Consider the following 15,116-nt stretch of genomic DNA (forward strand, 5'->3'; position numbering starts at 1 on the left):
ACCCGGTCCGGTAGGTAGTGGAACCGGGCGCAAACAAACGACGCGGGGATCGACCGAGGGAGCAGACCAGATGGCGCCTCGCGCCCGATTGGCGGTGGCCGCCGTTGCCGTGCTCGCCGGCGCCTCGATCGCGCTCGGCGCGATGCCTGAATCGGCCGGTCCGTTGGGCTCGTTGGGCTCGCTGGCCGGGAACGCCTTCGCGCGCGGCGACGACCAGGGCGTGGTTCCCTCGACACCGACGGCGACCCCCGACTGGACGCCCTCCTCGACCCGGCCCAACATCCTCATGATCACGGCGGACGACCTCGCCTACGAGGACCTCGAGTTCATGCCCCACACCCGCCATCTCCTGGCCGCCCAGGGCACCTCGCTGACCGAGGCGATCGCGCCCACGCCGATCTGCGTGCCGGCCCGCGCGTCGTTGCTGACGGGGCAGTACAGCCAGAACCACCACACCGTCACGATCAACGGCGAGCGGGGTGGCTACCAGGCGATGGACCACACCGGCACGCTGCCCGAGGCCCTGCAGAAGGCCGGCTACGACACCCTCTTCACCGGCAAGTACCTGAACGGCTACGGCCTCGACGGGACCGCCAAGGACGTGCCGCCCGGGTGGACCGACTGGCGGGCGACGACCGACATGTCGACCTACAACTTCATCCGGCCGCGGATCAACCACAACGGCAAGCTCACGACCTACCACCGCTACACGACCTACGTGATGCGGGACCAGGCCAACGAGATGATCTCGGCGCCCGAGCGTGCCGACAAGCCGTGGTACATGTGGCTCAACTACGTGGCCCCGCACCACGGCGGCCCCGATGAGCCGGGCGACCCGGAGGGCACCAGCACCACCAGGCCCGCGGAGGAGGACAAGCACTCCTTCGACGGCCTCGAGCTGCCGGACACTCCCTACATGTTCCGCACGCCGACCGATGCGCCGCGGATCTCGGCCTCCCGCAAGTACTTCGACGCGCAGGGCCGCGCCGAGCTGCGGATCGCGCACGAGCAGCGGGTCGAGGCCGTCCAGGCGCTCGACCGGGCGGTCGCCAGTCACGTACTCCGTCTGCAGGAGACCGGCCAGCTCGACAACACCATCATCATCTTCACCTCGGACAACGGCTACACCACCGGCGGCCACAACATCAACGGCAAGCTGATGCACTACCGCGAGACGCAGCGGATCCCGGTGATCCTGCGCGGCCCGGGCGTCCCGGCCGGACGGAGCCTGGCCACCGGGGTCGGCAACCCCGACATCGCCACCACGATCATGGCGGTCGCCGGTGCCGAGCCGGGGCGGCCCCAGGACGGCGTCAACATCATGCCGTGGCTCAACGCCCCCGCGCAGAACCGGGTGATCCCGCTCTCCGCATGGCGGGTCAACGACGGCTCCAAGCAGATCTACTCGGGGATCCGCTTCGGTGACTGGACCTACGCCCGCTTCTCCGACGGCAGCGAAGAGCTCTACAACCTGGCCGACGACCCCTACCAGATCCGCTCGCTCGCGCTGCTCCCCGAGCACGCCGACGAGCTGGCCGAGCTGCGTGGGCTGAGCGAGAAGTACGCGAAGTGTGCGGGGGACGAGTGTCCGAAGGAGTTCTACCCCGCCGGCTGAGCCCCTACGGCTGCTCGTCGGCCGCGCAGCGGAACCCCAGGTTGCCCGCGGTCGAGTCGGGCGGGCTGCTGGAGCGCGCCGAGAGCCGGTAGCGGTGGCAGTAGGAGTCGTGGCAGAGGTAGGAGCCGCCGCGCATCACCCGGGTCAGGCCCTCGGCCGGGCCGCGCGGGTCCGAGGCGAGCCCGTCGACGAGCTCGGTGTAGTAGGTCGGCGAGAACCAGTCCGCACACCACTCCCAGATGTTGCCGATCATCTGGAACATTCCGAAGCCGTTGGGCTCGTACGTCCGTACCGGCGCGGTCGTGACGAACCCGTCGGCGGCGGTGTTGGTGTCCGGGAAGACTCCCTGCCAGACGTTGGCGTGATGGGTGCCGTCCTGCTCCAGATCGTCGCCCCACGGGAACCGGGAGCCGTCGAGGCCGCCGCGGGCGGCGTACTCCCACTCGGCCTCGGTCGGCAGCCTGGTCCCTGCCCAGTCGCAGTAGGCCAGCGCGTCGTCGTGGGAGACGTGCACGACCGGGTGGTTGCCGCGGCGGCCGACGTTGGAGCCGGGGCCCTCCGGCGCCCGCCAGGAGGCGCCGCGCACCCCGAGCCACCAGGGGGCTTCGGGGGAGCGGCCGAGGATGTCGCGGGGTGAGCCCTCGAAGGCCAGATGGAAGACGGCCGAGAAGCCCTCTCGCTCGGCCGTGGTGACGTGACCGGTCGCCTTCACGAACCGGGCGAACTCCTCGTTGGTGACAGCGGTCGCGTCCAGCCGGAAGCCGGGCAGGGCGACCGGGTGCACCGGACCCTCGCCGTCGGCCTGGTAGCCCTCGCCGAACGAGTCCCCGGCGGCGTACGTCCCACCGGGGAGGTCCACGAGGGTGCGGCGGCGCTTGCGGGGCAGGGCCGGCGGGCGCCGAGCCGGGTCGGGGCTGGGCCCGCGGGTCGCGCCGAAGGTGAGGTCGGAAGGCACGCCCACCAGCCTACGAGCCGGTGTAGGTGGCCTTCAGACTGCCCGCGCTCGCCACGACCTTCCCCTTCTTGCCGGTGACCATGAGGCCGGGCGTGCGGGCCTTGCCGTTGGCGTCGGCCTTGATCTTGACCGTGCAGGTCGGCTTCTTGCCGGCGCACGTGAAGTCGCCCGTCGGTCGGTAGGTGACTGTCATCGTCTGGTTGTCGGAGAGGCCTTCGACGTATGCGGCCATGTAGGTGCACTTCGGCTTGCCCTTCGGGCACGAGCGCTCGACCGGGTGCCACTCCATCCGGGCCGCGGCCGCCTTGCCGCACAGCTTGGCCGGCTCGCCGGCGCGGACCGTGCCCCAGGCGTACGTCACCTTGGTGGTCGCCTCCACGCAGGCCTCGGTGCCGCCCTTGTCGACCGGGAGGGTGTAGGTGAGCTCCGGGTCCTCGCCCGTGGTCGGCTGCGTGGCCCCGTCGTCGATGGAGGCGATGCCGGAGGTGACCGTCGGAGCGGTGACCTTCAGCGTGACCTCGCGGTAGCCCGCGGCCGCGGCAGCGGTGGGCGCTTCGGGGGTGCGGGCGTAGCACGTGTCCAGGTCGGTGATCGCGGCGACGTTCTTGGCAGCGAGGTCCTCGTCGGTGAGCCGCAGGTTGGTGACGGCGAGGACGCCGGCGATCGCCGGGCGGCCGACCTCGCGCAGGCAGCGCGGGTCGTCGAGCGTCCAGGCCTCCGCGACCTGCCTGCTCCAGTTGTTCGCGCCGCCGTCGGCGCAGCCGAGCAGCTCCGCGTACCACTGCGAGCCCAGCGCCGAGGGCCACTCGCCGGTGTAGCTGAAGCCGCCACCCGCCCTGGCGACCACCCCGGCATCGGTGAGCCCCGCGCTGCCCTCGTCCTTGGCGATCGCGTCCGCGGCGCAGCGGATCTGCTCGGGGTCGGCCCAGGCGGGGGTGTCGCCGGCGAGGGTGAGGGTGCGCGCCACCGCCTTCTCGTCACCGCGCAGCGGACCGATCTCACCGGTGAAGTAGGCCCACGCCGAGGTGCCGAGGAAGGCCACCGCCACGAGCACACCCACGCTCACGAGCCAGCGCAGCGCCAGGCGTACCGGACGGCCCCGGTCGCGCCGACGGCGCGGCAACGGCGGCAGCCCGAGCCGTCGCCGACGGGCCTCCTCGGCCGCCGCGTTGGCGAGCTCGGTGGGTTTCGGTTGTTGTTGAGCGGTGCTGCCGGTGGGGTCGGACATCTCACTCCCTCGAGAACAGTTCAGCGAGGATCGTAGAGGGTAGTCCGTTCCGATACCGCCCGCCCTATGCCGGCGCCGATGTCTTCGAGCTCGGACACAGTTTTTGCCGAGCCGTGCTCGGAGCCGGCCATCCGGGAGATGGTCTCCTCCATCAGCGTGCCGCCGAGGTCGTTGGCGCCGGCCTGGAGCATCGCCCGGGTGCCGTCGACACCGAGCTTGACCCAGCTGGTCTGGATGTTGTCGATGCGGCCGTGGAGCATGATCCTTGCCAGCGCGTGCACCGCGAGGTTGTCGCGCATCGTGGGGCCGGGGCGGGCTGCGCCGGCGAGGTAGATCGGTGCGCTGGTGTGCACGAACGGGAGCGGCACGAACTCGGTGAAGCCGGCGTTGCCGTGCTCGCGGGCCCGGTCCTGGATGCCGGCGAGGACGCGGAGGTGGCCGACCCAGTGGCGCGGGTTGTCGACGTGGCCGTACATCATCGTCGAGGTCGTCGGGATCCCGACGCGGTGGGCGGTCGAGACGATCTCGATCCAGGTCTTCGCGGGCAGCTTGCCCTTGGTCAGCACCCAGCGGACCTCGTCGTCGAGGATCTCGGCCGCCGTGCCCGGGAGCGAGCCCAGCCCGGCCTCGCGGACCTTGATCAGGAAGTCCTCGATGGAGAGGCCGGTGCGGGCGGTGCCGTTGACGATCTCCATCGGGCTGAACGCGTGCACGTGCATCTCCGGCACCCGCTGCTTCACGGCCTGGACGAGGTCGAAGTAGGCGGTGCTCGGGAGCTCCGGATCGATTCCGCCCTGCATGCAGACCTCGGTCGCGCCGAGGTTCCACGCCTCCTCGGCGCGGTCGGCGACCTGGTCCAGGTCGAGGGAGTACGCATCCGCGTCCGTGCGCCGCTGGGCGAAGGCGCAGAACCGGCAGCCGACGTAGCAGACGTTGGTGAAGTTGATGTTCCTGTTGACGACGTACGTGACGGTGTCGCCGTTGACCTCCTGGCGCAGGTCGTCGGCGAGCCTGGTGACCTGGCGCAGCAGGTCGCCCTCGGCGGTCATCAGGGTCAGCGCGTGCTCGTCGGAGAGGTTGCCGGGGTCCTTCTCGGCGGCGGCCAGAGCCGCGCTCCCTTCAGCGTGCAGGACGGCGGGAGCACCGGTCGCGGTGGCCGCCTCCCGGACGGCGTCCCAGTCGCCGTAGACCGTCTCGAAGTCGTCGCGGCGGTCGTTGGTGCGGCCTTCGGTGTCGACGGAGGTGTGCAGGTCGACGCGGCCGGCGGCGGTGAAGCCACCGTCGGGCTCCTGCCACGGGTGACCCTCGGGCCGGACGCCGTCACGGGCCAGGCCGTCCTCGTCGGCGAGGGCCTCGACGTGGGAGAGGACCCGCGGGTCGATCCAGGACTGGCCGTCGCGCAGGGTGCCGGCGACGTACTCCGGGTGGACGGTCAGCCGCGGCCGGAGCTGGAAGCCGGCCTCGGCGGTGACCTGGCGCAACGCGTCCAGCGAGGGCCAGGGGCGTTCGGGGTTGACGTGGTCGGGGGTGAGCGGCGAGACGCCGCCCCAGTCGTCGATGCCGGCTCCGAGCAGCGCCCGGCACTCGTCGAGGTCGACCAGGTTGGGCGGCGCCTGAACCCGGGCCTTCGGCCCGAGGACGATCCGGGCGACCGCGATCGCGGCCAGATACTCGTCCAGTCCCAGGTCGTCCACGTGGCGCATCGCGGTCGCCGGCTTCGCCCGGAAGTTCTGCACGATGATCTCCTGCAGCCCGGCGTACGCCTTGTGCACCTTCCGCAGCGCGAAGATCGTCTCCGCGCGCTCGGTGAGCGTCTCGCCGATACCGACCAGGAGGCCGGAGGTGAACGGGATCGAGAGGCGGCCTGCGTCCTCGAGCACCCGCAGGCGGACCGCCGGATCCTTGTCGGGGGAGCCGAAGTGGGCCTCGCCCTTGGTCTCGAACAGCCTGCGGCTGGTGGTCTCGAGCATCATCCCCATCGAGGGGGAGACGGGCTTGAGCCGGTTCATCTCCTCCCACGACATCACCCCGGGGTTGAGGTGGGGGAGCAGGCCGGTCTCCTCGAGCACGCGGATCGCCATCGCGCGCACGTAGTCGAGGGTCGACTCGTAGCCGCGGCTCTCGAGCCACTCCCGGGCTTCGGGCCAGCGGTCCTCGGGTCGGTCACCGAGGGTGAACAGCGCCTCCAGGCAGCCGAGCTTCGCACCCTCGGCGGCGATCTCGAGGATCTCGTCGGGGCTGAGGTAGGGCTCGCGGCCCTCGCGCTCCGCCTGTGCCGGTGTCTCCACGAACGTGCAGTAGTGGCACCGGTCCCGGCACAGCTTGGTGACCGGGATGAAGACCTTCGGGGAGTAGGTCACCGTCTCCGGTCGCCCGGCCGCGACCAGCCCGGCGTCGCGTACCTTCGCCGCGGCTGCGGTCAACCGTTTCAGGTCGTCGCCCCCGGCCGCGAGGAGAGCCGAAGCCTCCGCCACGTCCAGGGCTGCGCCTCGTTCGGCCCGGGCCAGGGCCCGGCGGATCTGCTGAGGTGTCGGCTGCTCGCTCATCACTTGCAGCCTAGTCCTCGGGGGTGCAAGCGCCGATGGCGGATGGATACGTCGAGACCAGGTGTGGTGGCGAGGGCTCTCGGACGATGTCCGGCCGGTCAGTGTCGACGTAGCCCGTCGATGATCACATCGAGCAGGTGTCGGGCGCGCAGGTCCCACTCGTCGTCGTTGAGGCGCGCGAGGTAGCCGATGAGCAGGATCACGTCGCGGGCGTCCACGTCCGAGCGCACCTCCCCCGCGCGCCGGCCGGCTTGCAGCAGCTCGTCGACGGCCGAGGTGATCCGGACGATGCTGGCGTCGGTCAGCTCACGCCACACGGTCGCCTCGACCGCGCTGATCAGTCCTCGTTTGACCTGCGCGTAGTCAGCCACCTCCGCGAGCCACAGCCGCAGGGCGTCGAGCGGCGGGTGCTCCGCGAGCAGTCGTGGCGCGGCGCCGGCCAGCTCGTCCACCTCACGGTCATAGGCCGCGGCCAGCAGGTCTTCTCGGGTCTGGAAATGCCGGTAGAGCGTGGCCTGCCCGACACCGGCCGCGCGGGCGACCGCGCTGAGGCGTACCTCGTCGGCGGAGGCGAGCGCGGCGCGAGCGGCGACCAGGATGCGGTCGCGGTTGTGCTCTGCATCGGCGCGTGGGGACATCGGGAGACTTTCGTGATCGATAAACGGACAGTTGTCCGATAATCTCTTACGGACAGTTGTCCACTTTAGTCGGGAGAAAGCATGATCGAGGGAAAGACAGTCGCGATCACCGGGGCGAGCAGCGGGATCGGTGAGGCAACCGCTCGACTGCTCGCCGCCAAGGGTGCGGCGGTGGTGCTCGGCGCGCGCCGCACGGCGAGGCTGGCGACGATCGTCGAGGAGATCACTCAGGCGGGAGGTCGAGCGGTGGCGTACGAGGTGGACGTCGCGCGGCGTGAGGACATGCAGCGCTTTGTCAGGTTCGCGGTCGAGGAGTTCGGCGCTCTGGACGTCCTGGTCTCCAACGCCGGGATCAGTCACCTCGGGCCGATGAGCGACCTCGACGTCGACGGCTGGGACGCCATGATCGACGTCAACCTGCGCGGCGTCCTCAACGGGGTCGCTGCGGCGCTCCCCGTCTTCCGTGACCAAGGACGGGGCCACCTCGTCACCACGGTCTCGACGTCGGGACTCAAGATCGTCCCGACCCAGGCGGTGTACGCGGGTACGAAGAACGCGGTCCGGACCGTCCTCGAAGCGCTGCGCCAGGAATCCACCGACGGGACCCTGCGGACGACCTCGATCTCACCCGGATTCGTTCAGACCGAGCTGGTCGACAACGTCGTGGACGACACCTCACGTGCGGAGGCGCAGCGGCGCATGGCCGAGCTGGGGATCTCGGCCGAGATGGTCGCCCGAGCCATCGCGTTCGCCATCGACATGCCCGAGGACGTCGAGATCGGGGACCTCACCATCCGCCCGACCCGGCAGAACTGACCTGCCGGGCGGACCGAAGGTCAGTTGTCGATCTGAGCGCTCGCGCCGGGGGCGGTGGCGACGAACCTGTCCGTCCAGTCCTGCGGGCCCGACCACTGGACGACGGCGCCTCGGCCGTCGCCGGCGGGGGTGCCTGGGTAGGTGCACTGAGCGCCCTTCGCCTCCGAGCACTTGCCGCCGTTGCGGGTGAGCTTCACGTTGAACTTCTTGCCGGGTTCGAAGCCCTCGAAGTTGAGCTGCCAGGTGTTGCACGCGATCTTTCGCTTCGTGTAGGTCGGATCGGTGCACTTGTCGAGCTTGTCCCACATGAGCTTCTTCGGCTCGGCCTTGCCGCACGCATCGGCGTCGGTGGCCTTCGCGGTGCCCCAGGCGAAGGTGACGGTGGTCTTGACCGCGATGCAGCCCTCGACGCCGCCCTCGGTGACGGGGAGCTCGTAGGTGGAGCCCTTGAGCTTCTCGTAGCTGCTGCTGCCCTTCTTGGCGATCCCGATCACCGACTGCCCACCGGGTGCGGTGGGCTCCTGCACGTCGAAGTCGACCTGCATGTAGGCGGCCTTGGGGGTCACCTTGGCGCCGAGCGCGTCGGCCTTGACGTAGCACGCGTCGAGGGCCTTGACGGCCTTCTCGCTGGCCGGGCCGGCGGCGCCGGTGTCGCCGTCCTTGAGGAGGTCCCCGACCGCGAGGAGACCGGCCATGGAGGTCTTGTCGACCTCCTTCTCCATGCAGCGGGTGTCGCCGACCTTCCAGTTGTCGCCGATCTCGGTCGCCCAGGACTCGGTGCAGTCGAGCATGCCCTGGGTGAACTTCATCGCGTCGTCGGCCGGCCAGTCGCCGGTGTAGGTCCAGTCGTCGCCCGCGTCCACGACCCCGTGGGAGCGCAGTTCGGCGGCGGGCACCTTCCCGACCAGGGTCTCGGCCGCGCAGGTCATCTGGTCCTCGGTGGCCCACCCCGGCTTGGGTACGCCGCTGGCGATCGCCTCGGCCGCCTTGGCGTCGTCGCCGTGGAGACCGAAGATGCCGAAGCCCTGGGTGAAGATGCCGACGCCGAGGAGCAGGACCGCGGCGACCCCGCCGCCGACGATGGTGTAGAGCCTCTTCTTGTCGCCGCCGTCGCCCTGGCCGGCGTTGGAGTGGTGCGAGGGCAGCCACTCGGGCTGGCCACCACCGGCGCCGGTGCCGCCGGTCGCGGCCGCTGCGGCCGCGGCGTGGGGCAGGCCCTTGCCGCTGTGCACGACCGTGGAGTCGGTCTCGTTGGCGAGCGGGGCGGGAGTCGGGGTGCCGTCGCCCGGGCGCTTGACGATCGTCGGCTGGGCCTCCGCCTCGGGCACGGGGGTGCCGCCCCCGGAGGTGCCGCTGGAGGTGGTGTCGTAGCCGGCGCCGGGACGGGAGCCGAGGTCGGCGGCGGCCGGTCCGGCGACGCCGCCGATGATGCCGCCGCCCATCCCGGACTCCTCGAGCCGGTCGGCGGCCTTGTCGAGAGCCTTGGCGAGCTCGGAGGCGGTCCGGAAGCGGTTCTCCGGCTTCTTGGCCAGCGCCCGCTGGATGATCGGGTTGATCAGGTCGGCGCCCGGCGTCGAGGCGGGCAGCCGCGGCACCGGGCTGTTGATGTGGGCGCTCATCAGCTCGAAGTCGGTGCCGACGTAGGGGGCCTTGCCGGTCAGACAGGCCCACAGCAGACAGCCGGCGGCGTAGATGTCGCCCGACGCGGTCGCCTGCTCACCCATGTGACGCTCGGGCGACATGTAGGGCAGCGAGCCTACCACGGAGCCGGCCCGGGTCACGTTGGAGTCACCCTCGGTCGCGATGCCGAAGTCGGTGAGATAGGGGACGAGCTCGCCCTCCTGGCGCTCCCACAGGAGCACGTTGGACGGCTTCACGTCGCGGTGGACCACGCCGGCGCGGTGGGCGTCGAAGAGCGCGTCGCTGACGTCGCCGACCAGGCGCAGCGCCTGGACGGTCTCCAGCGGCCCCTGGGTCTTCAGCCAGCCGTGCAGGTCGCCATCGGGGACGTACTCGGTGACGAGGTAGACGGTGCCCTCGACCTCGCCGTACTCGATGATCTGCACGATGTTGCGCGAGCGCAGCTTGGCCAGGATGTTGGCCTCCCGCTCGAAGCGGGTGATGAAGTCCTTGTCCACCGTGAGCGAGGGCAGGACCAGCTTCAGGGCCACCTTGCGTCGCAGCGCCGGGTCCTTCGCCTGGTAGACGACACCCATGCCACCTTGACCCAGGACCCGCTCGATCACGTAGCGACCGAACTGCTCGCCTTCCTGGGGGAACGCAACCATCTTTAGAACCTCGCCCTGATTTTTTTACCCGATTCCAGACCTCTGCCGAAACCCTAGCGTCCCCTTAACGATCGTCGTGCGGCAACGCCACGGGCGAGACCATTTGTTAAGGCGTTAGTTAGGAAGTACGGCTTTGAGCCCGTCGACCTCGGCGGTGAACCGGTCCTTCCAGCCCTTGGGTGCGGTCCAGTTGGTCCAGGTGCCGCTCGGCTTGGTGACGAAGGCCCTGTCCGAGCAGGACCCGGAGGCCGACCGGCAGTCCCCGCCGTTCAGCTTCAGCTTGATCGTGACGCTGGAGAGGAGCTCGTAGCCCTCGTAGTGGAGCGTCCAGGAGCTGCACGGGGCGTACTTCGGCTGGGCGCACGACTTGTCCTTCGTCCACCACAGCCGGCGGTCCTTCGCCTTCCCGCAGGCCTCGCTCTCGCTGGTTTTGGTGGTGCCCCAGGGGTAGCTGATCGAGGCCTGGAAGGTCGCGCAGCCCTCCTGGCCGCCCTCGCGTACGGGGATGTTGATCTTTCCGCCGCTCACCGGGGCCCACTCCGAGGAGTCGGCGGACTTCGCCTGCACGACCACCTCGCTGCCCTCGACGGTGGGCGAGGTGACCGCGAAGTCGACGCCGAGCACGGCCGGGGTGGCGGTCGCGGCCGGCGCGGTGAGCTCGTCGCTGACGTAGCACTCGTCGAGCGCGGCGACCGCCTTCTCGGCCTGCCTCGTGACGCCGGCGTCCTCGACCTCCATGACCTGGGTGGTGATCAGGCCGGCCATCGCGCTCTCGTCGACGTCGCCGAGGCAGTCGGTGTCGGTCAGTGCCCACTCCTTGCCGATCGCCTTGCTCCAGTCGCCCGAGCAGGAGAGCAGGCCCTCGGCGTACGTCGTCGCCTGCGGTCCCCGCCAGGCGCCGGTGTAGGTCACCGACTCGCCGGAGATCTGGATCAGGCCGGCCTTGCGCAGGGCGTCGCTGCGCTCGTCCGCGACCAGCTGCTCGGCGGCGCACCTGGCGTCCCCGGCCGAGGCCCAGGACGGCTTCGGCGCGTCCGCGGCGATCGCGGTCACCGCCTTCTTGTCCTCGGCGCTCAACGGGCCGAACCCGAGGCGCCCGCTGAAGAACGCCCACGCGCCGGTGCCGAGCAGAGCGACGAGCACCACCGCACCTGCGGCACCCAGCCCGATCAGCAGCCCCTTGTTGCTCTTCTTGGGCTGCTGGTGGTGCGGCGGCAGGCCATAACCCGAGGCGTACGCAACCGGCGGCTGCCCCGGAGGCGGCCCGTAGCCGCTGGGCGGTGCCGCGGGCATCGCCATCGTGGGCGGCGGCGGGGGCGGTGTCCACGACGGCGGCTGAGCAGGAGGGGGTGACGACGGCGGCGGCGACGGCGGCGGAGGCGGCGGCGGCGGGGTGGGGCTCGCGCTGGGGATCCTGGTCGCGTCCGGGTCGATCGGGTTGGCCGGCTCAGGCGCAGGAGGCGGCGTGGGCCGCGGCGTACCCGGTCTCGTCTTGTCCTGGTCGTCTGGCCCCATGTCGCACGCCCCGCATGTCAGTGAAGTGGAGCGACCGGGCCGAGCGACCCGAGTCGTAGGCACATCGTAAAGACACTTCGCCGAATCCGCAGCCTGGCCTCAGTACTGGCCAGGATTGCGTGGCCGAGGCGGTTGCGGATAGCCCCGGAGGTCGGGTCGGCCACGGAGGTCGGGACGGCGCTGGCCGTCCCGAGGCGGCATCGGCCGCCGAACAACCGGAGCCGGGTGCGGCGACGGAGCTCTCGTTCGCCCGCGGGCGAGCCTGCTCGGCCACCAGATGACGTCGCCCAGGTCGAGGTTGAGGGCGGTCACCAGGATGGAGCGGACCACGAGGGTGTCGAGGAGTACGCCGAGGGCGATCGCCAGGCCGATCTCGATGAAGCTCACATGGGGCAGCGTGGTGAGCACCGCGAACGTCGCGGCCAGGACGATACCGGCGCTGGTGATGACGCCACCGGTCGCCGAGAGGGCGACCAGGGAGGCGCGCCGGGTGTCGCCGTGGGTGACGACCTCCTCGCGGACCCGGTGCATCAGGAAGATGTTGTAGTCGATGCCCAGCGCGACCAGGAACACGAAGACGAACAGCGGGAACTCGCGGCCCTGCCCGGCGAAGCCCATGGCGTCGAAGATGATCGCCGAGAGGCCGAGCGCGGCGCCGAAGCTGAGCACGACCGTGGCCATCAGCAGCAGCGGGGAGAGCACCGAGCGGAGCAGGATCATCAAGATGATCAGCACCAGTCCGAGCACCAGCGGCATCACGACCTTGGTGTCCCGGTCGGTCGCCGAGGCCATGTCGAGCTGGATCGCGGCGGTGCCGGTGGCGAGCGCGTCGGCGCCCTGGACGGAGTGGACCACGCTGCGTACGTCCTCGACGGTGTCGAACGACGCCTTCGACATCGGGTCGGTGGACAGCGGGACCGCGGTCAGCGCGACCTCGTGGGTGCCGTCGGTGACCGGGGTGACGCCGTCGTAGCCGGCCCGGGTGAGCGCCTCGACGACGTCCTTCTCGGTGCCCGGGGCGGAGACGACCTGGATCGGGTTGGAGGGGTCGCCGAGGTCGTGCTCCTCGAGCACCCGGTCGCCGATCAGCGAGGGAAAGTCCTTGGTGTAGGTCTCGGAGCTGTCCAGGGTGGTGATGTTGAGCATCGAGAGCCCGCCGCAGCAGGCCAGCAGCACCGCGGCGGTGCCGACCCAGACCGCCCGCGGCCGCTTCCGGATCCAGCCGCCGAGCCGCGCCCAGATGCCGCCGTGCTTCTCGCCGCTGGTGCCGTACGCCGGCTTGACCGGCCAGAACACCCAGCGACCCGTGATCACCAGCAGCGCCGGGAGCAGGGTCAGCATCACGACGAGGCCGGCGACGATGCCGATCGCGCAGACCGGGCCGAGGCTGGCGGTCGACCCCATGGTGGCGACCATCAGGCCGAGCATGCCGACGGTGACGGTGCCGGCCGAGGCGATGATCGCGGGCGCCGACCCGCGCAGCGCCGCCGCCATCGCCTTGTGCCTGTCCTCGTGCCGGCCGAGCTCCTCGCGGTATCTGGCGATGAGCAGGAGCGCGTAGTCGGTGCCGGCGCCGAAGACGAGCACGTCGAGGATGGCCCGGTTCATCTGGTTGAGGGTCAGGCCGGCGTACATCGCGCAGAGGTAGACGACCCCCATCGACACGACCAGGGCGACGAGGACCGAGACGAGGGGAAGGAACCAGAGCACCGGGCTGCGGTAGGTGATCAGCAGGATCACGATGACCACGCCGGCGGCCGCGTACAGCAGTGCGCCGCCGATCCCGGCGCCCGCCTCCATCTGGTCGGCGGTGGAGCCGCCCGCGCCGCCGATGTAGACGTCGACGCCGTCGATCTTCGTCAGCTCGACCAGGTCGTCGCGCAGGTCGAGCAGCGCGGTCGGGTCCTCGTCGGCGTAGTTGACCACGAGCGAGACCGTGGCGACCTCGCCGTCGGCGGAGACCAGGCCATGCTTCTGGCCGTTCTTCTCGCCGGTCGGGTAGGCGATCGCCGGCATCACCGGCTGATCGGGCTTGCTCTCCTGCGTGACCACGCCGTCGAGCGACGCGATCTCCGGGATCTGCAGCACGATCCCGGTGTAGTCGGACGTCGTCAGGCCACCCTCGCGGTGGTAGACGATCGTCGTGGTGAGGTCGTCGGGGTCCTGCACCTTGGCGAGCTCGTCGATCGCCTGCGTCGACTCCGCGTTGGCCGGCAGCCAGTCGGAGCTGTCGTGGGACTCGACGTCGCCGAGCTTGCCGGTCAGCGGCCCCATCAGCACCAGCATCACCAGCCAGAAGCCGAGCACGACCCATTTCGTGACGGGCCCGGTGATGGCGCTGACGATCCGCTCAGACATGCGTCCATGCAACCAATGCCCGCGGGGGCAAGGTCACAGGGGGACGGCCGGGCCGGCCGTGAGGGTAAGCGAAGTCACAGCCGGCCGGGGAGATCAGGCCAGCCACTCCTTGACCTGGGCGATCGACGCGAGGCCGTCGGTGCCGAAGGCGGGGGTGACCTGGAGACTGGTCACGCCGGCCTCCTTGAACGCCGCGATCCGCTCCTTCACGAACGACTCCGGCCCGACCAGGTTGCCGGCCTCGAGCCAGGCCTCGGGCACCTCGGCCTCGGCGTCGCGCTTGTGCCCGTCGAGGTAGAGGTCCTGGATCTTCTTGGCCGCGTCGCCGAAGCCGTACTTCACGGCCATGTCGTTGTAGAAGTTCTTGCCGCGGGCGCCCATGCCACCGACGTACAGGGCCAGCAGACCGCGCATCGTGTCGCGGTGACGCTTGGCCTCGTCGGGGTCGTCGGTGATCGCGAGGAGGCCGCCGGCGGAGATCTCCAGCGGCTTCAGGTCGGGCGAGCGCTTGGCCAGACCCTTGTCGAGGGCCTCGCCCCAGACCTCGCGGGCCTTGTCGGGCAGGAACTGGAACGGCAGCCAGCCGTCGGCGACCTCGGCGGTCATGGCGACGTTGTTGTCACCCAGCGCGGCCACCCAGATCGGGGTGTCGGCCCGCTCGGGCCGGTTGAGCAGCTTGAGCGGCTTGCCGAGGCCGGTGCCCTGGTCGGCCGGCAGCGGGATCTTGTAGAGCCCGTCGCTCTGTAGCCGCTCGCCGCGCAGCCCGGAGCGCAGCAGCGCGATGATCTCGCGGGTGCGGGTCAGCGGCTTGTCGTACGCCACCCCGTGGAAGCCCTCGATGACCTGGGGCCCGCTCGCACCCAGGCCCAGGATCGCGCGACCGCCGGAGACGTTGTCGAGGCCGGCCGCGGTCTGGAGCAGCGCTCCCGGCGTACGGCTGTAGATGTTGAGGATGCCCGCGCCGAGCTCGACCCTCTCGGTCTTCGCGGCCAGGTAGCCGAGCAGAGAGACCGCGTCGAAGCCGTACGGCTCGGCGACCCAGAGCTGGTCGAGTCCGGCCTTCTCCAGGCCGACGACCTGGTCCGCGGTCTCGCGGGGGTTCCCGAAGTACGTCAAGGGCATCGCAAGCTTCATGCCGAGGAGGCTACCGTGACCGT

The 15,116-nt window shown here is 70.6% G+C and carries 10 protein-coding genes; 2 read left to right on the forward strand and 8 right to left on the reverse strand.

Features of this window, described 5'->3' with window-relative positions:
• Nucleotides 1–70 precede the first annotated feature (70 nt).
• Entirely contained in the window at nucleotides 71–1,615 is a 1,545-nt protein-coding gene (locus ACZ6WN_RS05695) for a sulfatase-like hydrolase/transferase (RefSeq protein WP_465863263.1), read from the forward strand.
• A 4-nt stretch (nucleotides 1,616–1,619) separates the two neighbouring features.
• Here the strand turns inward: ACZ6WN_RS05695 and ACZ6WN_RS05700 are convergent, their stop codons facing one another.
• The 4 genes from ACZ6WN_RS05700 to ACZ6WN_RS05715 all read right to left on the reverse strand — a co-directional run bounded on the left by ACZ6WN_RS05700 (nucleotide 1,620) and on the right by ACZ6WN_RS05715 (nucleotide 6,982).
• Nucleotides 1,620–2,576, reverse strand: coding sequence for a formylglycine-generating enzyme family protein (locus ACZ6WN_RS05700; protein WP_465863264.1), 957 nt, complete (start codon nucleotides 2,574–2,576; stop codon nucleotides 1,620–1,622).
• A gap of 4 nt (nucleotides 2,577–2,580) precedes the next feature.
• Entirely contained in the window at nucleotides 2,581–3,798 is a 1,218-nt protein-coding gene (locus ACZ6WN_RS05705; RefSeq protein ID WP_465863265.1) for a hypothetical protein, read from the reverse strand.
• A 20-nt stretch (nucleotides 3,799–3,818) separates the two neighbouring features.
• Entirely contained in the window at nucleotides 3,819–6,344 is a 2,526-nt protein-coding gene (locus ACZ6WN_RS05710) for a bifunctional FO biosynthesis protein CofGH (protein WP_465863267.1), read from the reverse strand.
• A 98-nt stretch (nucleotides 6,345–6,442) separates the two neighbouring features.
• Nucleotides 6,443–6,982, reverse strand: a complete 540-nt coding sequence (locus ACZ6WN_RS05715; protein ID WP_465863268.1) for a TetR/AcrR family transcriptional regulator — start codon at nucleotides 6,980–6,982, stop codon at nucleotides 6,443–6,445.
• 81 nt (nucleotides 6,983–7,063) lie between these two features.
• Here ACZ6WN_RS05715 and ACZ6WN_RS05720 point away from each other — a divergent pair, with 81 nt between their 5' ends.
• Entirely contained in the window at nucleotides 7,064–7,798 is a 735-nt protein-coding gene (locus tag ACZ6WN_RS05720; RefSeq protein WP_465863269.1) for an SDR family oxidoreductase, read from the forward strand.
• Nucleotides 7,799–7,818: 20 nt separating this feature from the next.
• Here the strand turns inward: ACZ6WN_RS05720 and ACZ6WN_RS05725 are convergent, their stop codons facing one another.
• The 4 genes from ACZ6WN_RS05725 to ACZ6WN_RS05740 all read right to left on the reverse strand — a co-directional run bounded on the left by ACZ6WN_RS05725 (nucleotide 7,819) and on the right by ACZ6WN_RS05740 (nucleotide 15,093).
• On the reverse strand, nucleotides 7,819–10,086 hold the full coding sequence (locus ACZ6WN_RS05725; RefSeq protein WP_465863270.1) for a serine/threonine-protein kinase: 2,268 nt from the start codon (nucleotides 10,084–10,086) through the stop codon (nucleotides 7,819–7,821).
• Nucleotides 10,087–10,200: 114 nt separating this feature from the next.
• Nucleotides 10,201–11,379 (reverse strand): hypothetical protein, encoded by a 1,179-nt coding sequence (locus ACZ6WN_RS05730; protein WP_465863272.1) that lies wholly within the window; start codon nucleotides 11,377–11,379, stop codon nucleotides 10,201–10,203.
• Between the two features lie 321 nt (nucleotides 11,380–11,700).
• Nucleotides 11,701–13,959: an MMPL family transporter gene (locus ACZ6WN_RS05735; protein WP_465863273.1), complete on the reverse strand. Its 2,259-nt coding sequence runs from the start codon at nucleotides 13,957–13,959 to the stop codon at nucleotides 11,701–11,703.
• A 93-nt stretch (nucleotides 13,960–14,052) separates the two neighbouring features.
• A complete protein-coding gene (locus ACZ6WN_RS05740) occupies nucleotides 14,053–15,093 on the reverse strand; it encodes an LLM class F420-dependent oxidoreductase (protein WP_465863275.1) in 1,041 nt (346 codons plus the stop codon).
• Nucleotides 15,094–15,116 lie beyond the last annotated feature (23 nt).

This window comes from Nocardioides sp. NPDC054178 (genome assembly GCF_055585005.1).

Bases quoted from the DNA above. Each gene is read 5' to 3' on its own strand.
- ACZ6WN_RS05725 (WP_465863270.1), bottom strand. From the start codon at position 10,086: ATGGTTGCGTTCCCCCAGGAAGGCGAGCAGTTCGGTCGCTACGTGATC.
- ACZ6WN_RS05715 (WP_465863268.1), bottom strand. From the start codon at position 6,982: ATGTCCCCACGCGCCGATGCAGAGCACAACCGCGACCGCATCCTGGTC.
- ACZ6WN_RS05740 (WP_465863275.1), bottom strand. From the start codon at position 15,093: ATGAAGCTTGCGATGCCCTTGACGTACTTCGGGAACCCCCGCGAGACC.
- ACZ6WN_RS05705 (WP_465863265.1), bottom strand. From the start codon at position 3,798: ATGTCCGACCCCACCGGCAGCACCGCTCAACAACAACCGAAACCCACC.
- ACZ6WN_RS05720 (WP_465863269.1), top strand. From the start codon at position 7,064: ATGATCGAGGGAAAGACAGTCGCGATCACCGGGGCGAGCAGCGGGATC.
- ACZ6WN_RS05735 (WP_465863273.1), bottom strand. From the start codon at position 13,959: ATGTCTGAGCGGATCGTCAGCGCCATCACCGGGCCCGTCACGAAATGG.
- ACZ6WN_RS05730 (WP_465863272.1), bottom strand. From the start codon at position 11,379: ATGCCCGCGGCACCGCCCAGCGGCTACGGGCCGCCTCCGGGGCAGCCG.
- ACZ6WN_RS05695 (WP_465863263.1), top strand. From the start codon at position 71: ATGGCGCCTCGCGCCCGATTGGCGGTGGCCGCCGTTGCCGTGCTCGCC.
- ACZ6WN_RS05710 (WP_465863267.1), bottom strand. From the start codon at position 6,344: ATGAGCGAGCAGCCGACACCTCAGCAGATCCGCCGGGCCCTGGCCCGG.